Here is an 18,310-nt window from a genome sequence, read left to right as displayed (position 1 = left end):
TTGATGGCGTCGGATGCCGTGTACCAACGCCACCGGAAGGTCCCCCCATGACGGACAGTTCGTCCTCGTCAGGCCTGCGACCGCAGATGCTCGGGAAGCAGGTCGACGGCACGGTGCCGCATTCGGCCCGGGTGTGGAACTACTGGCTGGGCGGCACGGACAACTTCGCCGCCGACCGCGTACTCGGTGACCAGGTCCGCGCGGTGTTCCCGAACATCGTCGAGGTCGCGCGGGCGTCCCGGGCGTTTCTCGGCCGGGCGGTGCGGTACCTGGCCGGCGAGGCGGGGATCCGGCAGTTCCTCGACGTCGGCACCGGCCTGCCCACCGCCGACAACACCCACGAGGTCGCCCAGCGGATCGCGCCGCAGTCCCGGATCGTCTACGTCGACAACGATCCGCTGGTGCTGGTACACGCGCGGGCACTGCTCACCAGCACCCGGAGGGGGCCACCGACTACGTCGAGGCGGATGTGCGGGACCCGAACACGATCGTCCGGGCCGCGGCGCGGACCCTGGATCTCGGTCAACCGGTCGCACTGATCATGCTCGGCATCCTCGGCAACGTCGCGGACCACGACGAGGCCCGGTCGATCTCCTCCCGGCTGCTGGCCGCGGTTTCCCCCGGCAGCTATCTCGTGCTCAACGACGGCGCCAACACCAGCGCGGAACACGTCGAGGCCCAGCGGGCGGCGAACGAGGCCGGGCATCCGTACCACCTGCGCAGCCCCGACCAGATCGCCCGCTTCTTCGACGGCCTCGAGCTGGTGGAACCCGGCCTGGTCTCCACCCCGAGGTGGCGGCCCGAGTCCGGGGTGCCGGCCGAGCTGCCGGTGCGATGTGGCGTCGCCCGCAAGCCGTAGTACAGCGGCCGGGAAACACCCGGCGACGAACAGGCGATCGTCTATACTTCCGGATCAAGATCAGCGCTTGGCGCGGGTCCGCCCGCCCCCTGGGGGGAAGCATTGTGAAGACTCTGACCCGACTGCTCGGCGCCCTGCTGCTGGTGGTCGCCACGCCCGCGATGGCAGCCGTGGCGGCCGAGCCGAAGAACCTCCAGGTCATGTCGTGGAACATGTGCGGCTCGCAGCGGTCGACATGGGGGTGCGCCGGCACCGGAACTCCGCAGCAGAAGATCGACGTGGTCATGTACCACGTTCAGCACAACTTCGTGCATGCCGCGCTGCTGCAGGAGGTCTGCGAGAACGATCTCACCCTGCTGATGGGCCAACTCGGCGTGGGCTGGAGCAGGAGCTTCTTTCCGTACCAGTGGTCGCAGGACGGGGTGCGGTCGAACAGCCGGTGCGGCAACGACAATGGCCGCAGCGACCGGATCGGCACCGCGATCGTGATCAAGGCGGGGATGTCCTCCGCCCAGCTCTATCCGACGACCCAGCCATGGACGGGACAGAACCGCCCCTTCCAGTGCGCGACGGCGACGTACTGGAACGTCAGGCTCTGCAACGTGCACCTGTCGACGCAGGCCAGCAACCCGGACCACCCCGACTGGGAGTACGGGGACGACCAGCTCGCCGAGATCAGGAGCATCACCTCGGCCTTTCCCCGGGTCGTCTTCGGCGGCGACTTCAACGTCACGCCGCCGGACTCGCCCGGCAACGCCAGGGCCTGGCTCTGGCCGGCCGGCCTGTACTCCACCGGTGCGGGAACCGCCGGCTACCAGGAGTGCGACCAGGAGGGCGCGACCCGAACGGGCCGCCCGACCCACGACGGTGGCTGGAAGATCGACTACGTCTTCAGCAGTGAACCTCGGCGCTGGTGTGCGCTGGGGAACTCCGCATACTCGGACCACCACGTCCTGGTCGAGAGCGTCAGCGTCGCCTGACGACGAACATCCGGAACCCGCTTCCGTTGATCCCTTGAATATCGGCAGCTCTGGATGTTAGGAAGAGTTCATACATATCGTTCCCTGTGCGGATCTGTTGAGATCCGATGGGAGGGTGTCGATGCCGGGACGTGGACTCCTCGCTGCGTTCACCATCGCCGTGCTGCTGGCGCCCGGTGGCGTGCCCGCTACGGCGGCACCCGGACGGGAAGGGGGCGGCGCGTCGCCGGGCGGTGGTCCGGTCACCGCCGACGACGTGCACCGCTACCTCGAGGATCCAGGGATGACCGGCGAGGGGCAGGAGCCGCCGCACGCGCTGCTCCGCCCGTACCCGGACGCCCGTACCGCCGCGGCCGACATCACCGAGCACAGTGCCCGTTCGCCGTGGACCGCCTCACTCAACGGCGGCTGGCGACTGGCCATCGCCGCCCGGCCCGACCTGGTGCCGGCCGGCTTCCACGCCGAGGACTTCGATGTCTCGGGCTGGCCGACCGCCACCGTGCCGCACACCTGGCAGTCCGACTTCGTCGACCACCCGATGTTCCGGAACATCCCCGAGGAGATCTGGCCCGACGACCCGCCCCGGGTGCCCCGGGACGTCAACCCCACCGGGGCGTACGTGCGCTCGTTCGAGGTCTCGACGGCCTGGTCCGACCGGCGTACGGTGCTCCGCTTCGAGGGCGTCACCAGCGGCTACTTCGTCTGGGTCAACGGCCGCTACGTCGGCTACGACCAGGGTGGGTACACGCCGGCCGAGTTCGACGTCACCGATTCACTGCGCCCGGGGACCAACCGGGTCGCGGTGCAGGTGCACCGGTGGGGTTCGGGGGCGTACCTGGAGGACGTCGACCAGTGGCGCTACAGCGGAATCTTCCGCGACGTCTGGCTGTACGCGACACCGCGAACCTACCTGCGCGACGCGTACATCACGACCGACCTGGACGACCGGTACACCGACGCCACCCTCACCGCCCGGATCGGGCTGGGCGGCGCGGCCGACGGGCACACCGTCCGGGGCACCCTGCTGGGCGCCGACGGCCGGCGGGTCGCCACGATGACCGGCCAGAGCACGCCGACCGGCCAGAGCACGCTCACCGCCACGGTGCGGAACCCGGCCAAGTGGAGCGCGGACGCGCCCCGGCTCTACGCGCTGGTGCTGGAACTGCTCGATCCGGACGGGCGGGTCGTGCACACCAGCGCGCAGGCGGTCGGCTTCCGCGAGGTCGAGGTGCGGAACGCGCAACTGCTGGTCAACGGCGAGCGGATACTGATCAAGGGCACGAACCGCGCGGAGACCGACCCGGAGACCGGCCGGCACGTCAGCCGGACGGCGCAGCGCCGAGACGTCGAGCTGATGAAGAGCCTGCACATCAACGCGGTCCGCACCTCGCACTACCCCTCGGATCCGTACCTCTACGACCTGGCGAACCGGCACGGCCTCTGGATCGCCGACGAGGTGGACATCGAGACGCACTCCCACGAGAACTGTCCCACCAACTGCCTCGCCTCCCGGCCGGAGTGGCAGGCGGCGTTCGCGGACCGGTTCCAGGCGATGGTGCACCGCGACAAGAACCATCCCAGCGTGATCATCTGGGACACCGGCAACGAGGCCGGGCTGGGCACGGCGCACTACGCGATGGCGGAGTGGGCGGACGCGAACGAACCCACCCGGCTGCTGTACCACCAGTCGAACAGCCCGAACGGCGACGCGCCGTACGCCGACGTGTGGGGGCCGCGTTATCCGACGCCCGGCTACGTCGAGTCCATCGCCCGCACCACCACCCGGCCGGTGGTCTTCGGCGAGTACGCCCACGCCATGGGCAACAGCGTCGGCAACTTCGACCGGTTCTGGGACCTCGTCCGCCGGTACCCGTCGTTGCAGGGCGGCTTCATCTGGGACTGGGCCGAGGCGAACCTGCGCCAGCCGCTGGTGTTGACGCCGGACTCGTCGCCGCACCGGATCCAGGCCTTCTTCGTCGGCAAGCCGAGCCTGGTCGCCGGCCGTCGAGGCCAGGCGGTCGCCCTGTCCAGCCTGGACGACTTCGTCGACGTGTTCCGCGATCCCCGACTCGACTTCACCGGTGCGGCGGTGACCCTGGACGCCTGGGTACGCCCCGGCGAGTGGGCCGGCAGCTTCCCGGTGGTCACCAAGGGCCGGGCGTACGCGCTCCAGATGCGGGACCGTACGACGCTGGAGTTCGGCGTCACCACCGGTTCCGGCTGGGCCGCCGTGGCCGCCGCCGTACCGGCCGACTGGTACGACGCCTGGCACCGGGTCACCGGGATCTACGACGGCACCGCGCTCCGGCTCCAGATCGACGGCGTCGAGGTTGCCACCGCCGCCCGCTCCGGCGCCCTCGACCCGGGCCTGTACGAGGTGAACGTCGGCCGCAACGCCGCCACCCAGCAGGACGACCTGCGTACCCGGTTGGCCCGGGGCCTGGTCGACGACGTCCGGGTCTACGGCGCGGCCCTGTCCGGCGAGGAGTTGGCCGCCGACCCGGTCCAACGGGCCGCGCTGGCCCTGGACTTCGACCGTACCCAGCGGCGCGGCGAGTTCGACAGCCTCGGCATCAGTCTCTCCGGCACCGACGGTCTGGTCGGCACCGACCGGTACCTCCAACCGGAGACCACGGAGGTGGCCTGGGCGCACGCACCGGTCCGGTTCAGCACCGACGACGCGGCGACCGGCCGGGTCCGGATCCGGAACGAGCAGCCGGCCGGTGCCCTCGACGTCCGGTTGCGCTGGTCGCTGCTCGAACTGGACCGCACGCTCCGGTCCGGTACCCGTCCGCTGCGACTCGGTCCGGGGCAGACCGTCGACGTCGACCTCGGGGCCGGGCCGGCGAACCCGCAGGACCGGCAGCGCCGGCTCCGGCTGGAGGCGGTGGGCGCCGACGGCTCCCGGTACGGCTGGGACGAGTTCGCCGCCGGAGGTCGGGTGGTGCCCGGCGTGCTGCCGGCGGTCCCGGGCGGCACCGCTCCCGCGCTGACCCGCGACGGCGAGGCCATCGTGGTCTCCGGCCCCGGCTGGCGGTACCGGTTCGACACCACCACCGGCACGCTCCGCTCGATGTCCGCCAGCGGTCGGGAACTGCTGCGCACCGGTCCCGAACTCGACGTCTACCGTCCGCCGACCAGCAACGAGACCTACGGCTGGGGTACCGCCGACCGGGAGATCTGGCACGCCCTGGGCCTGGACCGGCTGCGTACCGAGGTGACGGGCGTGTCGTCCAGTGTGGAGCAGAATTCGGCGGTCGTCGAGGTACGCAGCGTCGCCCGGGGCTCGGCGTCCTTCGAGATCGACCAGACCATGCGCTACCGGGTCGACGGGGGCGGCACCATCACCCTGGACCACCGGGTCACCCCGCGCGGCTCCGGCGTCAGCCAACTGCCGTACCTGCCCCGGGTGGGCGTGCAGGTCAAGGTGCCCGAGGAGATGCGACGGTTCGCCTGGTACGGCCGGGGGCCGCACGAGACGTACAACGACCGGAACAGTGGCGCGTTCACCGACGTGTGGCGGAGCAGCGTCGACGAGGAGTACGTGCGTTACTCGCGTCCGCAGGCGTACGGGAACCACACCAGCACCCGGTGGGCGACTCTGAGCGACGGCCGGCAGGGCCTGCTGGTCGGCAGTTCCACCAACGCCGACCTCGACGTCAGCGTCACCCCGTACGACGAACTGGCCCGCGCCGAGTACGACTTCCAGCTACCGCTGGTCCGCAACCGGGGCTGGGTCACCCTGCACGCGGCGGCCGGCGAGACCGGAATGGGCGAGACGCCCAACTCCGTGCTGGACGAGTACCGGGTGCCGGCGAACCGTTCGCACGAGTACACCCTGACCCTGCGGCCGCTGACCGGGCGGGAGATCCGGGCCGGTGGGGTGCCCGACTCCCGCGCGCCGGCGCCCTGCCCGGCGGACGTCGCGGTCACCACCGGCGCGGAGATCCGCCCCGGCGAACCGCAGCCCGTCACGGTCACGGTGACGTCCCGCTGTGCCGACGGGCTCCGGAACGCCGTCGCCGGGCTGGCCGCGCCGGAGGGCTGGACGGTCACCCCGGCCACGGCCGCACTGGACACGGTGCGGTTCGGCGCCCCCGAGGAGGCGGTCTTCACCGTCACCGCGCCGCCGGGGACGGACTACGGCGGCTACGACCTGACCGCGACGGTGAGCGCGGTGGGCAACGGGTTCCCGACGACCGTCGAGGCGACCACGACGGTACGGGCCCCGCTGCCCCCGGCCGACCGCTGGGTGAGCGACCTGCCGTTCCTCGTCGCCGAGAACGGCTGGGGGCCGGTCGAACGGGATCTCAGCAACGGCGAGCAGGCGGCCGGGGACGGGCGGCGGCTCAGCATCGGCGGCACGACGTACGACAAGGGGATCGGCGCGCACGCCGCGTCGCGGATCGTGGTCGACCTGGCCGGTCGGTGCACCTCGTTCCGGGCCGATGTCGGCGTTGACGACGAGACGGGTGCGAGCGGTTCGGTCGGCTTCGAGGTCTGGGTCGACGGCGAGCGGCGCGGTGCGAGCGGCGTGCTGACCGGCGCCGCCGGCCCCGAGCGGATCTCCGCCGACGTCACCGGCGGCCAGCGGTTGGAGCTGCGGATCACCGACGCCGGCAACGGCAACGGCGCCGACCACGGCGACTGGGCCGGCGCCCGGCTGACCTGCCCCTGACCCCGGCGCCCGTCCCTGACGCCGGCGCCTGTCCCTGAGCCCAGCCTGTCCCTTACTCCGGCGTCGATCGGGCACCCTCCACTGCCCAGGCGGCTTGTTCAGCCCGTCCCTTCAGCCCTTTGTCGTGCCGTCCATCGTGTCCATTGTGCTGATTGCGCCCGATCGGAGTGCTCCCTCCACTCGCTTTAATGCGAGGTGTGCACATCCAACCCTGGCGATGATCTGACAGCCGCCCCGCGCGGGGTGACACCGAAGAGGAGGACACCTTGACTCAGCATCACCGGCGCCGGTGGTACGACACACCGGTCACGGGGAGCCGGAATGCCATCCGGGCCTGGCGGGCCACGCTCAGCGTCGCGGTCGCCGGCAGCCTTGCCGCAGGGCTGCTGCTTCCGGCCCAGCCGGCCTGGGCGGCCGAGGAGAACACCTATCAGCCCACGGCCATTCTCGAAGCGCAGTTGCGGGGCTACGTCGACCGGGCCACCCCGGACGAGGCGTACGCGAATCCGTCCGGTGACCTTCCGGTCGGCACGAGCGTCGATCCCGCCGGGAAGCACGTGACCCGCGCCTACTTCACCTTCGACGTCGCCGCAGTGCACGGCAAGAAGATCGTCAGCGCCGCGCTCGCCGCCGTGGAGACGCAGGCGAACGACTGCGCGCACCGCGCGGTCGAGGTGTGGGTCACCGATCGCTACACCGAGGGCTCGCGCTGGGACTACCAACCCGCCCAGAAGTTCCGGGTGGCCGCCGCCGGCGTACCCGAGTCGGGTTGCGCGGTGACCGACGCCCGGTTCGACGTCGCGCGGGCGCTCACCTGGGCGGCGAACAACGACCAGGAGACCCTCACCCTGGCCCTACGGGTGGCCGGGAACAAGGAGACCGACGAGCGGTACGGTCGGCGGTACGCCAGCGCCCCCACTCTGACCGTCCACTACAACACTCCGCCGCCCCGACCGACCGACATGTTCCTCTACGGCCGCCCCTGCGCGACATCGGCGCCCGGTACCTGGATGCCGACGACCAGCACCGACATCTACGCCACCCTGCCGGAGGACGCCGACGGCCCGCAGGAGGACAAGCTCGGACGGCTGGCGGTCTGGCCGGTCGACGACGAGAGCCAGCGCCAGGAGCGGGTCAACCGGACGTACTCGCACTGGTCCAACGTCAGCTTCTCCACCTACTACCTCGACCTGCACTTCGAGCACGGTCGGACGTACGCCTGGCAACTCCAGGCCGACGACGGCGATGCCCGGTCCCCATGGTCGAGGACGTGTTACTTCACCGTCGACACCGCGCCGCCGGGCATGCCCACGGTGACCTCGCCGGAATACCCGAACGCCGACCAGCCGACCGGCGACGTCGGCACCCCCGGGAAGTTCACCTTCTCCGCCGACGGCGACGCCGACGTGGTGGCCTTCCGCTGGGGTCCGCGCTGGCCGGGCACCGACGTCAAGGCCGACCAGCCGGGTGGAACGGCGACGATCACCATCAGGCCGGAGGAAGCCGGCCAGCAGTACCTGACGGTGCAGGGCGTCGACCGGGCGGGCAACACCTCCGAGGTCAAGTACCACAACTACTGGGTACGGGAGAGCCGGCCCACGGTCGAGTCCTCGCTCTACACCCCGTGGGGCCCGGGTGGCGGCATCGGGGTACCGGGGGAGTTCCGCTTCACCAGCAGCCAGGAGGGGGCAACCACGTTCGTCTACCAGGTCAACGAGGGGTCGAACCAGACCGCCCGGGTCGCCCCGGAGGGTCCGACCACGGTGACCATCACACCGACCGTGGGTGGCCTCAACACCCTGCGGGTACGCACCCGTGACTCGAGCGGTGCGCTCGGCGCCTGGCGGGTCTACACCTTCGTCGTCGACACCGCGCCGAAGGTGGAGTTCGACGGGGATCTGGTGATGGGCAAGGTCAGCACCGTCCTCCTGAGCCCGGGCATGCCGGAGGTAGCCGAGTACGAGTACTGGCTGAACGACGACGAGTCGGAGAAGACGACGGTGCCGGCGGCCACCGACGGCACGGCGAGCTTCACCTGGGTGCCGTCGATGGCGAAGTGGCCGCTGGATCTCAAGATCCGTAGTCGTACCACCGGCGGCGCGGTATCGGCGGTCGCGGATCCGTACATCTCGGTCGACGCGGTGAGTCCGGAGATCACCGGGCCCGAGCTCGGCAAGCCCGGACAGCCGATGACCTTCACCTTCACCTCCCGGATGCCGGGGGTGACCGAGTACGTCTGGTCACTCTCCCCGGGTGAGGAGGAGCACGTCCTGCCGGCCGGACCGGACGGGGTCGGTCGGCTCACCTGGACCCCGACCGAGGACGGTTACCACTACCTCGGCGTGCAGGCCCGCAACGCCACCGGTGCGCTGTCCGGCGGGTCGGGGCTCAGTTTCCAGGTTTCCAGCGCGCCGCAGGTGTACTCGGCGGTCTACCCCCCGTGGACGTACGGCGGCGGAGTCGGTGTCGAGGGCACCTTCGGAGTGGAGCCGGAGATGCCGAACGTCACCGAGTACGTGTACCAGTTTCGGGTGTCGTTCGACGAGACGCCCGAGACGACGGTCGCGGCCGGGGCCGACGGAACGCTCTCGTTGCGCTACACCCCGACCCAGTCCGGATACCACACCCTGAAGATCCGGAGTCGGAGTGCCGACGGCACCCTGTCCGGCTGGCGCGAGTACACCTTCCTCGTCAACTGGGACTCCTGACCGCTGCGGCGGTCCGGTGCGTGTCGCAGCGACGCGGCGGCACGCACCTTCCGGCCGTACCCGTCTGGACGTCAACCGTGCCTGAGGTTCTACTCTCTGCTCCATGGCCGTCATCCAGGGAGATCGAAAAACTTTCTACCAACTGTTGGTCAACACCCTGCTGGTGTCGGTCATCAACTACACCGTCTGGTTCGCGATCACCTTCTACGTGTACGTCGAGACCCGTTCGGTCTTCGCCACCGGTGTCGTCGCCGGGATCTTCCTGGTGATGACGGCGCTGACCGGCATCTGGTTCGGCAGTCTGGTCGACCACTATCCGAAAAAGACGGTCATGCAGGTGTCGGCGGCGACGTCGTTCGCGCTGTACGCCGTGGCCTTCGTCGTCTACCAGGCCGCCCCGGCGGGTTCGTTCACCGATCCGACGAGCGGCACACTCTGGACGCTCATCGTGCTGCTGATGTTCGGCGTCATCGCGGGCAACGTCCGGACCATCGCACTGCCCACGCTGGTGACCGCGCTGATCGCGGAGGAGACCAGGGACCGGGCCAACGGGCTGGTCGGCACCACGTCGGGCGTGTCGTTCCTGGTGACGTCGGTGATCAGCGGCGTGCTCGTGGCGATCGACGGCATGTTCTGGGTGCTGGTCCTGGCGCTGGTGGTACTCGTCGCCGCCGTGCTGCACCTGGCGGTCGTCCCGGTGCCGCACCGCGCGGCGGCTCCGGCGGACGGAGTGCTGGACCCGCAGGACGGCACGACGGCGGTGGACTCGAAGCGCCGGGTGGACCTGCGCGGCACCCTCCGGGTTATCGGCGAGGTGCCGGGGCTGAGCGCACTGATCCTCTTCTCCGCGTTCAACAACTTCCTGGGCGGCGCGTTCATGGCCCTGATGGACGCGTACGGGCTGTCGCTGGTGTCGGTCCAGACGTGGGGACTGCTCTGGGGGCTGCTGAGCACCGGCTTCATCGTCGGTGGACTGCTTATCGCCCGGACCGGCCTGAGCAGGAACCCGGTCCGGCTGCTGTTGCTGATCAACGTCGTGCTGTGGACGGTCACCATGCTGTTCCCGCTGCGAGCCTCGATCATCCTGCTCGCCGTGGGCATGTACGCGTACATGCTGCTCGTGCCGTACGCGGAGGCGGCCGAGCAGACGATCCTGCAGAAGGTCGTGCCGTACGAGCGGCAGGGCCGGGTCTTCGGCTTCGCGCAGAGCGTCGAGCAGGCCGCCTCACCGCTGACCGCGTTCCTGATCTCGCCGATCGCCCAGTTCGTGTTCATCCCGTTCATGACCGACGGTGCGGGCGCCCGGACGATCGGCGGCTGGTTCGGCACCGGCCCCGACCGTGGCCTCGCGCTCGTGTTCGTGCTGACCGGCATCCTCGGCCTGATCGCCACGATCCTGGCGCTGCGCAGCCGGCCGTACCGGCGGTTGAGTCACCGGTACACGGCCGGCCCCGCCACCGCCCCGCCCGAGCCGAGCCAGCCGGAACTGAGTCCAGTCGACGGCTGAGTCCGGTCGACGGCTGAGTCCGGTCGACAGCTGAGTCCGGTCGACGGCTGAGTCCGGTCGACGGCTGAGTCCGGTCGACGGCTGAGCCCGGTCGACAGGCGCAGCGTCGCCGCCGCCGGCCGGGAACGACCGCGCCGGGCCGGAGCTTGCGCGAAGCTCCGGCCCGGCACGATGGTGTGGGCCCGCCGATTACGGGGCCGGATACTGTACGACGTAGACCGGCGCACCGACCCGGGTCATGTCCGCCGGTTCACCGAGGCCGTTGACCACGTGGTCGATGGTGCCCGCGCTGAGGTTCACGGTCATGATGTGGTGCAGTCGGACGCCCGGGGTCACCGGCACCTCGAAGCCGTTCTCGGTGTGGATCGACGGGTTGTTCTGGTTGAAGACGTAGACGCCACCGCCGTACAGCGTGTGGTGCTTCACCCGCTCGCCGACCTTGTAGCCGGCCCAGCCCTCGACGTCGCCGTTCATCCAGTCCGCCTGGGTCGGCGGGTCGTACGGCAGCTCGTTCTGGTACAGGATCGTCGTGCCGTGCTCACCGTTCCAGACCGTGTTGTACCGCTGGAAGTGCTCGACGAACAGGCCGGTCGCCGTCACGTGGTCGCCGTTGATGACGGCGCCGTACCGGCCGGTGTTGGTGTTCCAGCGATCGGTGTCGCCGTTGACGCCGTTGGTGAAGCCCTCGACCCCGTGGTCGCCGCGCCAGACCCAGGTGTGGTCGACGAGGACGTGGTCGCTGTTGACCTCGAGCGCGATGTTGGTCCTGCCGATGTGCGGGCCACCGACCCGGAAGTAGACGTCGGACAACGTCGTCGGGTTGGCCGGAGTGCCGACGTTCCGGCCGTGCCGGCTGCCCACCCGGAGCAGCACCGGCGACTCCCTGAGACCGGCGTCGATCGTCACGCCGGCCACCACGACACCGGGGACGCCGGCGACGTCGAGCGGGATGGACCCGTTCACCGCGGTGAGGGTGGCGTGCCCGATACCGAGGACCACCGTGTTGGCGCGCCTGATCTCGATGCTGCGGGCGATGTCGTAGACGCCGGGGGTGAGCAGCAGGTGCTTGCCGCGGGCGAGCTGGCCGTTGATGACGTGCACCGGATCGGACGGCTTCGCGACGAAGAAGTCCCGGATCGGGATGGTCCGGCCCGGTGTCATGCCCTCGCCCCAGGAGATGCCCCGGCTCCCTCGCTGTACGGCGGGTACCCGGACGTTGTACCTGCCCTGCCCGTCGAGGAACAGGTACGGCTTCTCCCGGCTCAGCGGCGTGGTGTCGAGCGTGGTGTACGGCGGGTCGGGGAAGCCGGCGTCGTCCGGAGCGCCGACCACGCCGGTGAAGACCTGGTTCCACACCGCGTTGGACCAGCTCTCGACCTCGCTGTTCCGGGTCAGCCACTGCTGCTGCGAGCCGTTGGTGGTGGCGGGCAGCCGCGAATCGGCGATGAATCCTCCGCTGGCGTACTGGGGGCCGGCGGTGCAGTAGTCCATCAGGGACAGTCCGCCGCCGCTGATGTCGAGGCGACGCAACGACACCGCCTGGGAGACGGCCCAGAAGTTCGCCGACGCCCGGCAACTGTCCTGGCCCGCCGCGTTGATGTTGATCGACAGGTTGGAGAGGGTACGCCAGAAGTTGACCAGTGCGAGGCAGTTGCTCGTGCCGCCGCCTTCGAGGCAGCGGTTGTAGGCCTCGACCTTGCCGTTGATCACGACGTCGGTGGGGGAAGCGCCCAGACCGGAGATCTCGGTGTAGTAGCCGACCTTGATCTGTAGCGGCTGCTCGGCGGTGCCGTAGGTGCCCGGCTTGAACAGGTAGGCGTACCGGTCGGTGCCCATCTCGTTGCCGACCTGCCTGGCGTGGGTCGCGTCGAGCGTCGCCTGGATCTCGCCGACCGGCATGCTCGGGTCGAAGATCGTGACGTTGCGTCCGAGGTCCGGCGTACCGTGCCGGGGCGGACTCGCGACGACGGGCGTGCCCGTCGCGGTGGCGGCGGTCGTCAGCACGAGACCGAGCGCGAGCGCCCGGCCGAGTCCTCGGCGAACGGGGTGCCGCCGTAGGCCAGGGGAGTGGGTCGTCATACGGTCCGTCCTCTCCGCTGGCCGGAACATGCTCCGGACGCAGCGACGTGGGGATGTACGGAATGCTCCGACTGCGCGCACGAGCGGGCCCGTGCGTCGGGGGTGTTCGCGATCGTCGTCGATCTGCCTCTTCGGACGGTGGCGGAACACCGAAGGCCGCTGAGAGCGCTCTCTCGTCCGCCGGGCCAGTGCCACGCCAGGAAAGAAGGGGTCAGATGTTTCTACCCTGTAAGTCGGCGGTACGCCATGGGCCCGGAAGATCCGGTCCGGCCGGACTACGTTCCGGGCGGCTTCACGACCGTCGGGGTAGGACGGCGACCGCCGGGGCGGCCCGAGGTCCGTCCTGCTCTCGGGGCAGCCCGCGTCGGCTGCGGAGCGGAGAGAAAAAGACCGGCAGGAAGGCCGTCGCGAGAAAGGCCGCACCCAGCCAGAGCGTGTTCCGCACGCTGGTCAGCTCGCCGACCAGGCCCGCGATCGCGGCGCCGACCGCGAGCGCGCCGGTGAGCAGGAACCGGAAGGTGGCGTTCATCCGGCCGAGCATGGAGTCGGAGGTCATCCGCTGTCGCAGGCTCACGCCGAGGACGTTGTCCATGCCCGTCTTGAACATGGCCAGCATCCAGCCCGTACCGGCCAGCCACATCCACGGGCCCCGGTCGAGAAGTGGTACCAGCAGTCCCGCTGGCGCCAGGCACAGGCCGGCGAGACCGAGCGTCCGGCCATAGCCGAGCCGGCCGGCGACGGGGCGCGCGCAGCGGGCTCCGAGGAGGAGGCCGGCGCCGCCCGCCGCCCAGAACAGCCCGAGCGCGCCGGCCGGGAAGCCGAGTTCGCGGATGAAGACCACCGGAAGCATTGTGTTGACGATCTGCGACCCGACGTTGTTCAGGGCCGCGGTGAGCGCGAGGGGCCGTAGTTCCGGGTTGCCGAAGACGTGCCGCAGCCCCTCCCCGATCTGCGTTGTCAGTCGCGTGGTGACGTCGGTTCGGGCCGGTGCGGGCGTACGGCGGATGGCGGTGAGCCGAAGGGCCGAGCCGAGATAGCCCACGGCCGCGCACGCGATGGCCAGCGGTGCCGTGAGCAACTGGACCAGTCCCCCGCCCGCGCCCCGGCCGGCGACGTTGCTTGCGGCGATCAGGCTCACGATCGCGGCGTTCGCCGGGACCAGGCCGTCCCGGCCGACCAGTCGTGGCAGCACGCTCTGCGAGCCGACGTCGAAGAAGACGGTGGCGCAGCCGTGCAGCAGGACGACGACGTAGAGCTGGCCGAGGGTGAGGACGTCGAGCCACCAGGCCAGCGGGATGGCGGCGAACAGGGCCGCTCGGGCCAGATCCGCGGCGATCAGCACCTGCCGATGGCGCATCCGGTCCAGCCACGCCCCGGCGGGCAGACCGATGAGGAGGAAGGCGACCGTGCTCAGCGTGGCGAGCGCGCCGACCTGTCCGGGACCCGCGTCGAGCACGGACACCGCGATCAGCGGTACGGCGACGTAGCCGATGTTCGTGCCGAGTTGGCTGAGGATGCTCGCGGTGAACAGGATGCGGAAGTCGGAGATCCGCCACGGGGAGTCAGGTGCCATGATCCGTTCACTTGGTGGGTGGAGAGCATCGGGCCGGACCCTTACGGTGTCCCGAGAGCTGTCGTAAGACAAGCGAAAAGATCTGCACGCGGCGTTAAGCTCTCCTACATACGTGGGGAGTGCGGTCATCGCGGTCGTGCCGGCGATTCCCCGCCGACTCGTCGACCCGGACGCACCGTCCGGGGCCGATCGACGATCGTCCCCGGACGGCGTGGCCTCCTCCGTACCGGTCAGGCCGAGATCTCGGCGGGCGCCCGCACGGGTACGGCGTCGGCATCGCCGACCGACCTCCGGCGACCGAGGCCGAAGGCGGTGATGACGGCGGCCAGGGCGGCGGCGACGACCGGGACGAGCAGCGCGGTCCTGATCGCCTCCAGTTCGACCCCGGCCGGGTTTCCGTCCGGGATCGCGGCGACGCTGACGGCGGTCACCGCGGAGATGCCGAGGGCCGTGCCGAACTGCATCGACGTGTACAGCAGACCGGCGGCCAGGCCGTGCTCCCGCTCGTCGATGCCGTCGGTGGCGGCCATGGTCAGCGGGCCGTAGGTCAGGGAGAAGGCCAGGCCCAGCAGCAGCATGGTCGGCAGCATGGCGGCGTACGTCCAGTCCGACGCGACCGGCAGGAACAGCGCGTAGCCCAGTGCCGCCGACGCCAACCCACCGAACAGGACCCGGACGTTGCCGAAGCGGTTCACCAGCCGTGTCGTCAGGGTCGGGGCCAGCACCGTGTCGATGCCGATGATCAGCATCGCCAGGCCGGTCTGCAGGGCGCTCCAACCCCGTAGCTCCTGGAGGTACAGGGTGGCCAGGAGTTGGAAACCGGCGAACGAACCCAGGAACAGCAGCGCGCCCAGGTTGGCCCGGACCAGGGACCCGGAGCGGAGGATGCCCAACCGCACCAGCGGGTTGGCCGACCGCCGCTCGATCACGACGAAGACGGCCACCAGCGTCGCACCCGCGCCGAACACCCCGATCGTGGCGGCCAGGCCGTCGCCGGCGTGCTCCAGCCGGACCACCCCGTAGGCGAGCAGCAGCATCGCACCGGTGATGCTGAACGCACCGGCCAGATCGAAGCCGCCGGACCGTGGCGTCGGCTCGTCCCGCTCGGTGAGCAGGGGGATGGCCGCCAGCAGGATGAGCGCGGAGAGGACCACCGGAGCGAAGAACACCCACCGCCAACCGATCGCCGCCAGCAGGCCGCCGGCGACGAGGCCGAGCGAGAAGCCGCCCGCCGCGGTCCCGGCGTAGACGCCGAGCGCCCTCGTCCGCTGCGGGCCCTCCGGGAAGGTGCTGGTGAGCAGCGCCAGCCCGGCCGGCGCCATGAAGGCGGCGGCGACGCCGGTGACGAACCTGGCCACCAGCAACATCCAGCCCTCGGTGGCGAAGCCGCCCAGGCCGGAGAAGACCAGGAAGACGGTGAGCCAGAACAGGAACATCCGGCGGCGACCGAGCAGATCGGCGACCCGACCACCCAGCAGCATGAAGCCGCCGTAGCCGAGGACGTACGCACTCACCACGCCGCTGAGGGTCCCGGTGGAGAGGCCGAGATCGGCCCGGATCGCGGGCAGTGCCACGTTCAGCATCGCCACGTCGATCCCCTCCAGGAAGATCGCTCCGCACAGTACGAACAACACACCCCACGCCCGTCCGTCCATGCGGCCGCTCGACGCAGTCATGATCGACTCCTCTCGGGGGAACCGGCGATGGCATGGTTCCTCCAGTGCATGCCGGTTCCTTCTTGTAACCAGCAGCATCGTCAGGCACCATCGGTAGCCATGGAAGACGGAACTTCGCGGTCCCTCGGTTACTGCGTGGATACCGACGCCGACTACGACGCGCGCCAGTGGGACACCCGGGAGGACTGCGAGGTCCGGCAGATCCTCGACCGCATCGCGGACAAGTGGTCCCTGCTCGTCATCGCCCTGCTCGACCGCCGGAGCCTCCGCTTCACGGAGTTGCGCCGCGAGGTCGACGGGATCAGCCAGCGGATGCTCGCCCGTACGCTGCGGCACCTCGAACGCGACGGGCTGGTCACCCGCACCGTGTATCCGACGGTGCCGCCCCGGGTCGACTACGAACTCACCCCGCTGGGCGCGACCCTGCACGAGACGATCCGCGCCCTGGTCAGCTGGACCGAGACGCACCAGAACGAGATCGCCACCGCGCGTTCCGCGTACGACGTCCGGATAGCGGACGAACAGCGGCAGGCCGAGCGGGAGGCCGAACGCCGCGAAACCATGGGCCGGAGGGTGTCGGCCAGCAGAGGGTGAAACGGCTGTTGGGAAGCCCGCGGCTGCGATTACCGAGCAATGGGCGGTCCATTCCGTTCCTGCCGAGATGAAGCCATCTGTGCGGAGCGCCCCAAGGTGAGCACCCGGAACGGTCGGAAGATCGGGCTCGGCCGCAAGCGCGTCCGTCCCGGTTGAGAGCCGGCCAGCGACATCTGGAATGCCCACCCGGGTACGGCGACGGGGCCGGCACTGGTGTGTGCCGACCCCGCTACCTCAGCCGCTCGTACCGGTCAGCGGATCGTGATGTCGGACGAACTGTAGAAACAGTTGACGCCGTCGGCACCCTCACCGATCTTCTCCGGCTCGTTGCCGCTGGAGACACCCCGGTACTTCTCGCAGATGACCGCCGAGCCGTACACGGTGATCCGGGTGAACCGGGCCGTGTCGCCCCAGTTCGTGTTGATCCCGGCGAGGACCTTGGTGGAGCGTACGGTCACGTTGTCCATCACCACGTGACGCTGGTACGAGCTGCTGCAGTTGCCGCAGGCCCGGTACAGCTTGCCCACGTTCTCGGCGTAGAACCCGTTGATGTGTACGGTGCCCGAGCCGTTGTGCTGGAACACCTTGTCGGACGCGGACCGGGCGCCGCCACCGATGACGTAGTAGTTGCTGCCGCCCCGGAAGGTGGCCGCGTCCTCGCCCACGTCCTCCCACCACACGTTGCGCAGGGTGCAGTTGCCCTCGCAGTGGACGCCGTCACCGGCGGGCGCGCCGAGGATGACATTCTGCAGCGTTCCGCCGGCCGCGATCTCGAAGACCGGATCCTGGCTCTCGCCCTGCCCACCGTCGCCGATGCAGCAGTAGCGACGCATGCCGCCGTCGAACGTGCCGGACACCTGGATGGTGCCGTTGTTGACCGGGGAGTTGCCGGTCGGCGTCGGGAAGCTGGTGCTCGGCGGGTTGCCGGTGGGCGGCGGTGTCGTGGGGCCGCCTCCGCTGCCGACCTGGACGATCCGCCACTGCTGGTTGGCGCCGTCGAGGTCGTCGAACTGGGAGATCCGGGCGCCGTTGGCGGTCGACCACTCCCAGACCTCCAGGGCCAGCCCACTGTGCCGGTTGATCAGCTGGATGTTGTCGCCGATGTTCTGCACCGAGAACTGCTGGTTGACTCCGCTGGTGATCGGCCACTGCCGGAACTCGGCGCCGCCGGCGGTGTTCCACTCCCACAGGTCGATCGCCTTGCCGCTGTGCCGGGCGACGATCCGCCACCAGCCGGTGCCGGCGGACTCGAACCGGAACTGCTGGTTCTGCCCGCTGCCCACCGTCTGCTGCACGACGGTGGCGGCGTCGGCGGTCGAGCCGCCGGACACCTCGATGGCCTTGCCGCTGTGCACGTTGATGATGTTGTACCAGGCGCCAGGGGTGATGGTGGCCGCCTGGGCGGCGGGCAGCGTGACGACCGCCGCCGCGCCGATCAGCACCATCGAACTGGCGACCACCACGGCTGCCCGCCATCTGGCTCGGCGAGCAGTGGGGCCGCGTAGCGTCCTACCGAGAACCGCCATGTGATCGAACCTCCCGATCGGGCTGGTCCGCGACGGCAGACCGGCCGAAAACCACGGATGACCCGCCGATGCGCGCGTCACCCGGCCAGCGCCCGGAAAGCGCTTTCCGATCTCAGGGTAGGTTCAGACT

The 18,310-nt window shown here is 70.1% G+C and carries 9 protein-coding genes and 1 pseudogene; 6 read left to right on the top strand and 4 right to left on the bottom strand.

Annotated elements, in window-relative coordinates:
* Positions 1-47 precede the first annotated feature (47 nt).
* The 5 genes and pseudogenes from H4W31_RS36400 (at position 48) to H4W31_RS36380 (ending at position 10,732) form a co-directional block, all read left to right on the top strand.
* Positions 48-859, top strand: a pseudogene (locus H4W31_RS36400) (SAM-dependent methyltransferase).
* A 104-nt stretch (positions 860-963) separates the two neighbouring features.
* Positions 964-1,839 carry an endonuclease/exonuclease/phosphatase family protein gene (locus tag H4W31_RS36395; protein ID WP_318783619.1) on the top strand — a complete coding sequence of 292 codons (876 nt, stop codon included), beginning with the start codon at positions 964-966 and terminating at the stop codon, positions 1,837-1,839.
* Between the two features lie 121 nt (positions 1,840-1,960).
* Positions 1,961-6,517, top strand: coding sequence for a glycoside hydrolase family 2 TIM barrel-domain containing protein (locus H4W31_RS36390; protein WP_192770744.1), 4,557 nt, complete (start codon positions 1,961-1,963; stop codon positions 6,515-6,517).
* Positions 6,518-6,783: 266 nt separating this feature from the next.
* Positions 6,784-9,225, top strand: a complete 2,442-nt coding sequence (locus tag H4W31_RS36385; protein ID WP_192770743.1) for a hypothetical protein — start codon at positions 6,784-6,786, stop codon at positions 9,223-9,225.
* Positions 9,226-9,328: 103 nt separating this feature from the next.
* Positions 9,329-10,732 (top strand): MFS transporter, encoded by a 1,404-nt coding sequence (locus tag H4W31_RS36380; protein WP_192770742.1) that lies wholly within the window; start codon positions 9,329-9,331, stop codon positions 10,730-10,732.
* 189 nt (positions 10,733-10,921) lie between these two features.
* Here the strand turns inward: H4W31_RS36380 and H4W31_RS36375 are convergent, their stop codons facing one another.
* The 3 genes from H4W31_RS36375 to H4W31_RS36365 all read right to left on the bottom strand — a co-directional run bounded on the left by H4W31_RS36375 (position 10,922) and on the right by H4W31_RS36365 (position 16,060).
* The gene (locus H4W31_RS36375) at positions 10,922-12,811 is read right to left on the bottom strand and encodes an adenylyl cyclase (protein ID WP_192770741.1); all 1,890 of its coding nucleotides are present in this window, start codon (positions 12,809-12,811) and stop codon (positions 10,922-10,924) included.
* A gap of 292 nt (positions 12,812-13,103) precedes the next feature.
* The gene (locus tag H4W31_RS36370; protein WP_192770740.1) at positions 13,104-14,384 is read right to left on the bottom strand and encodes an MFS transporter; all 1,281 of its coding nucleotides are present in this window, start codon (positions 14,382-14,384) and stop codon (positions 13,104-13,106) included.
* 230 nt (positions 14,385-14,614) lie between these two features.
* Positions 14,615-16,060 carry an MFS transporter gene (locus H4W31_RS36365; RefSeq protein WP_225945870.1) on the bottom strand — a complete coding sequence of 482 codons (1,446 nt, stop codon included), beginning with the start codon at positions 16,058-16,060 and terminating at the stop codon, positions 14,615-14,617.
* 99 nt (positions 16,061-16,159) lie between these two features.
* On the opposite strand from H4W31_RS36365, the gene H4W31_RS36360 reads away from it, so the two are divergent.
* Positions 16,160-16,654, top strand: a complete 495-nt coding sequence (locus H4W31_RS36360; protein WP_192770739.1) for a winged helix-turn-helix transcriptional regulator — start codon at positions 16,160-16,162, stop codon at positions 16,652-16,654.
* Between the two features lie 251 nt (positions 16,655-16,905).
* Here the strand turns inward: H4W31_RS36360 and H4W31_RS36355 are convergent, their stop codons facing one another.
* On the bottom strand, positions 16,906-18,117 hold the full coding sequence (locus tag H4W31_RS36355) for a pectate lyase (RefSeq protein ID WP_318783618.1): 1,212 nt from the start codon (positions 18,115-18,117) through the stop codon (positions 16,906-16,908).
* Positions 18,118-18,310: the final 193 nt, after the last annotated feature.

The sequence above is a fragment of the Plantactinospora soyae genome (assembly GCF_014874095.1).
Classification (GTDB): domain Bacteria; phylum Actinomycetota; class Actinomycetes; order Mycobacteriales; family Micromonosporaceae; genus Plantactinospora; species Plantactinospora soyae.
The sequence above is the reverse complement of the archived record's forward strand: the minus strand, read 5'-3'. Positions and strand labels throughout refer to the sequence as shown.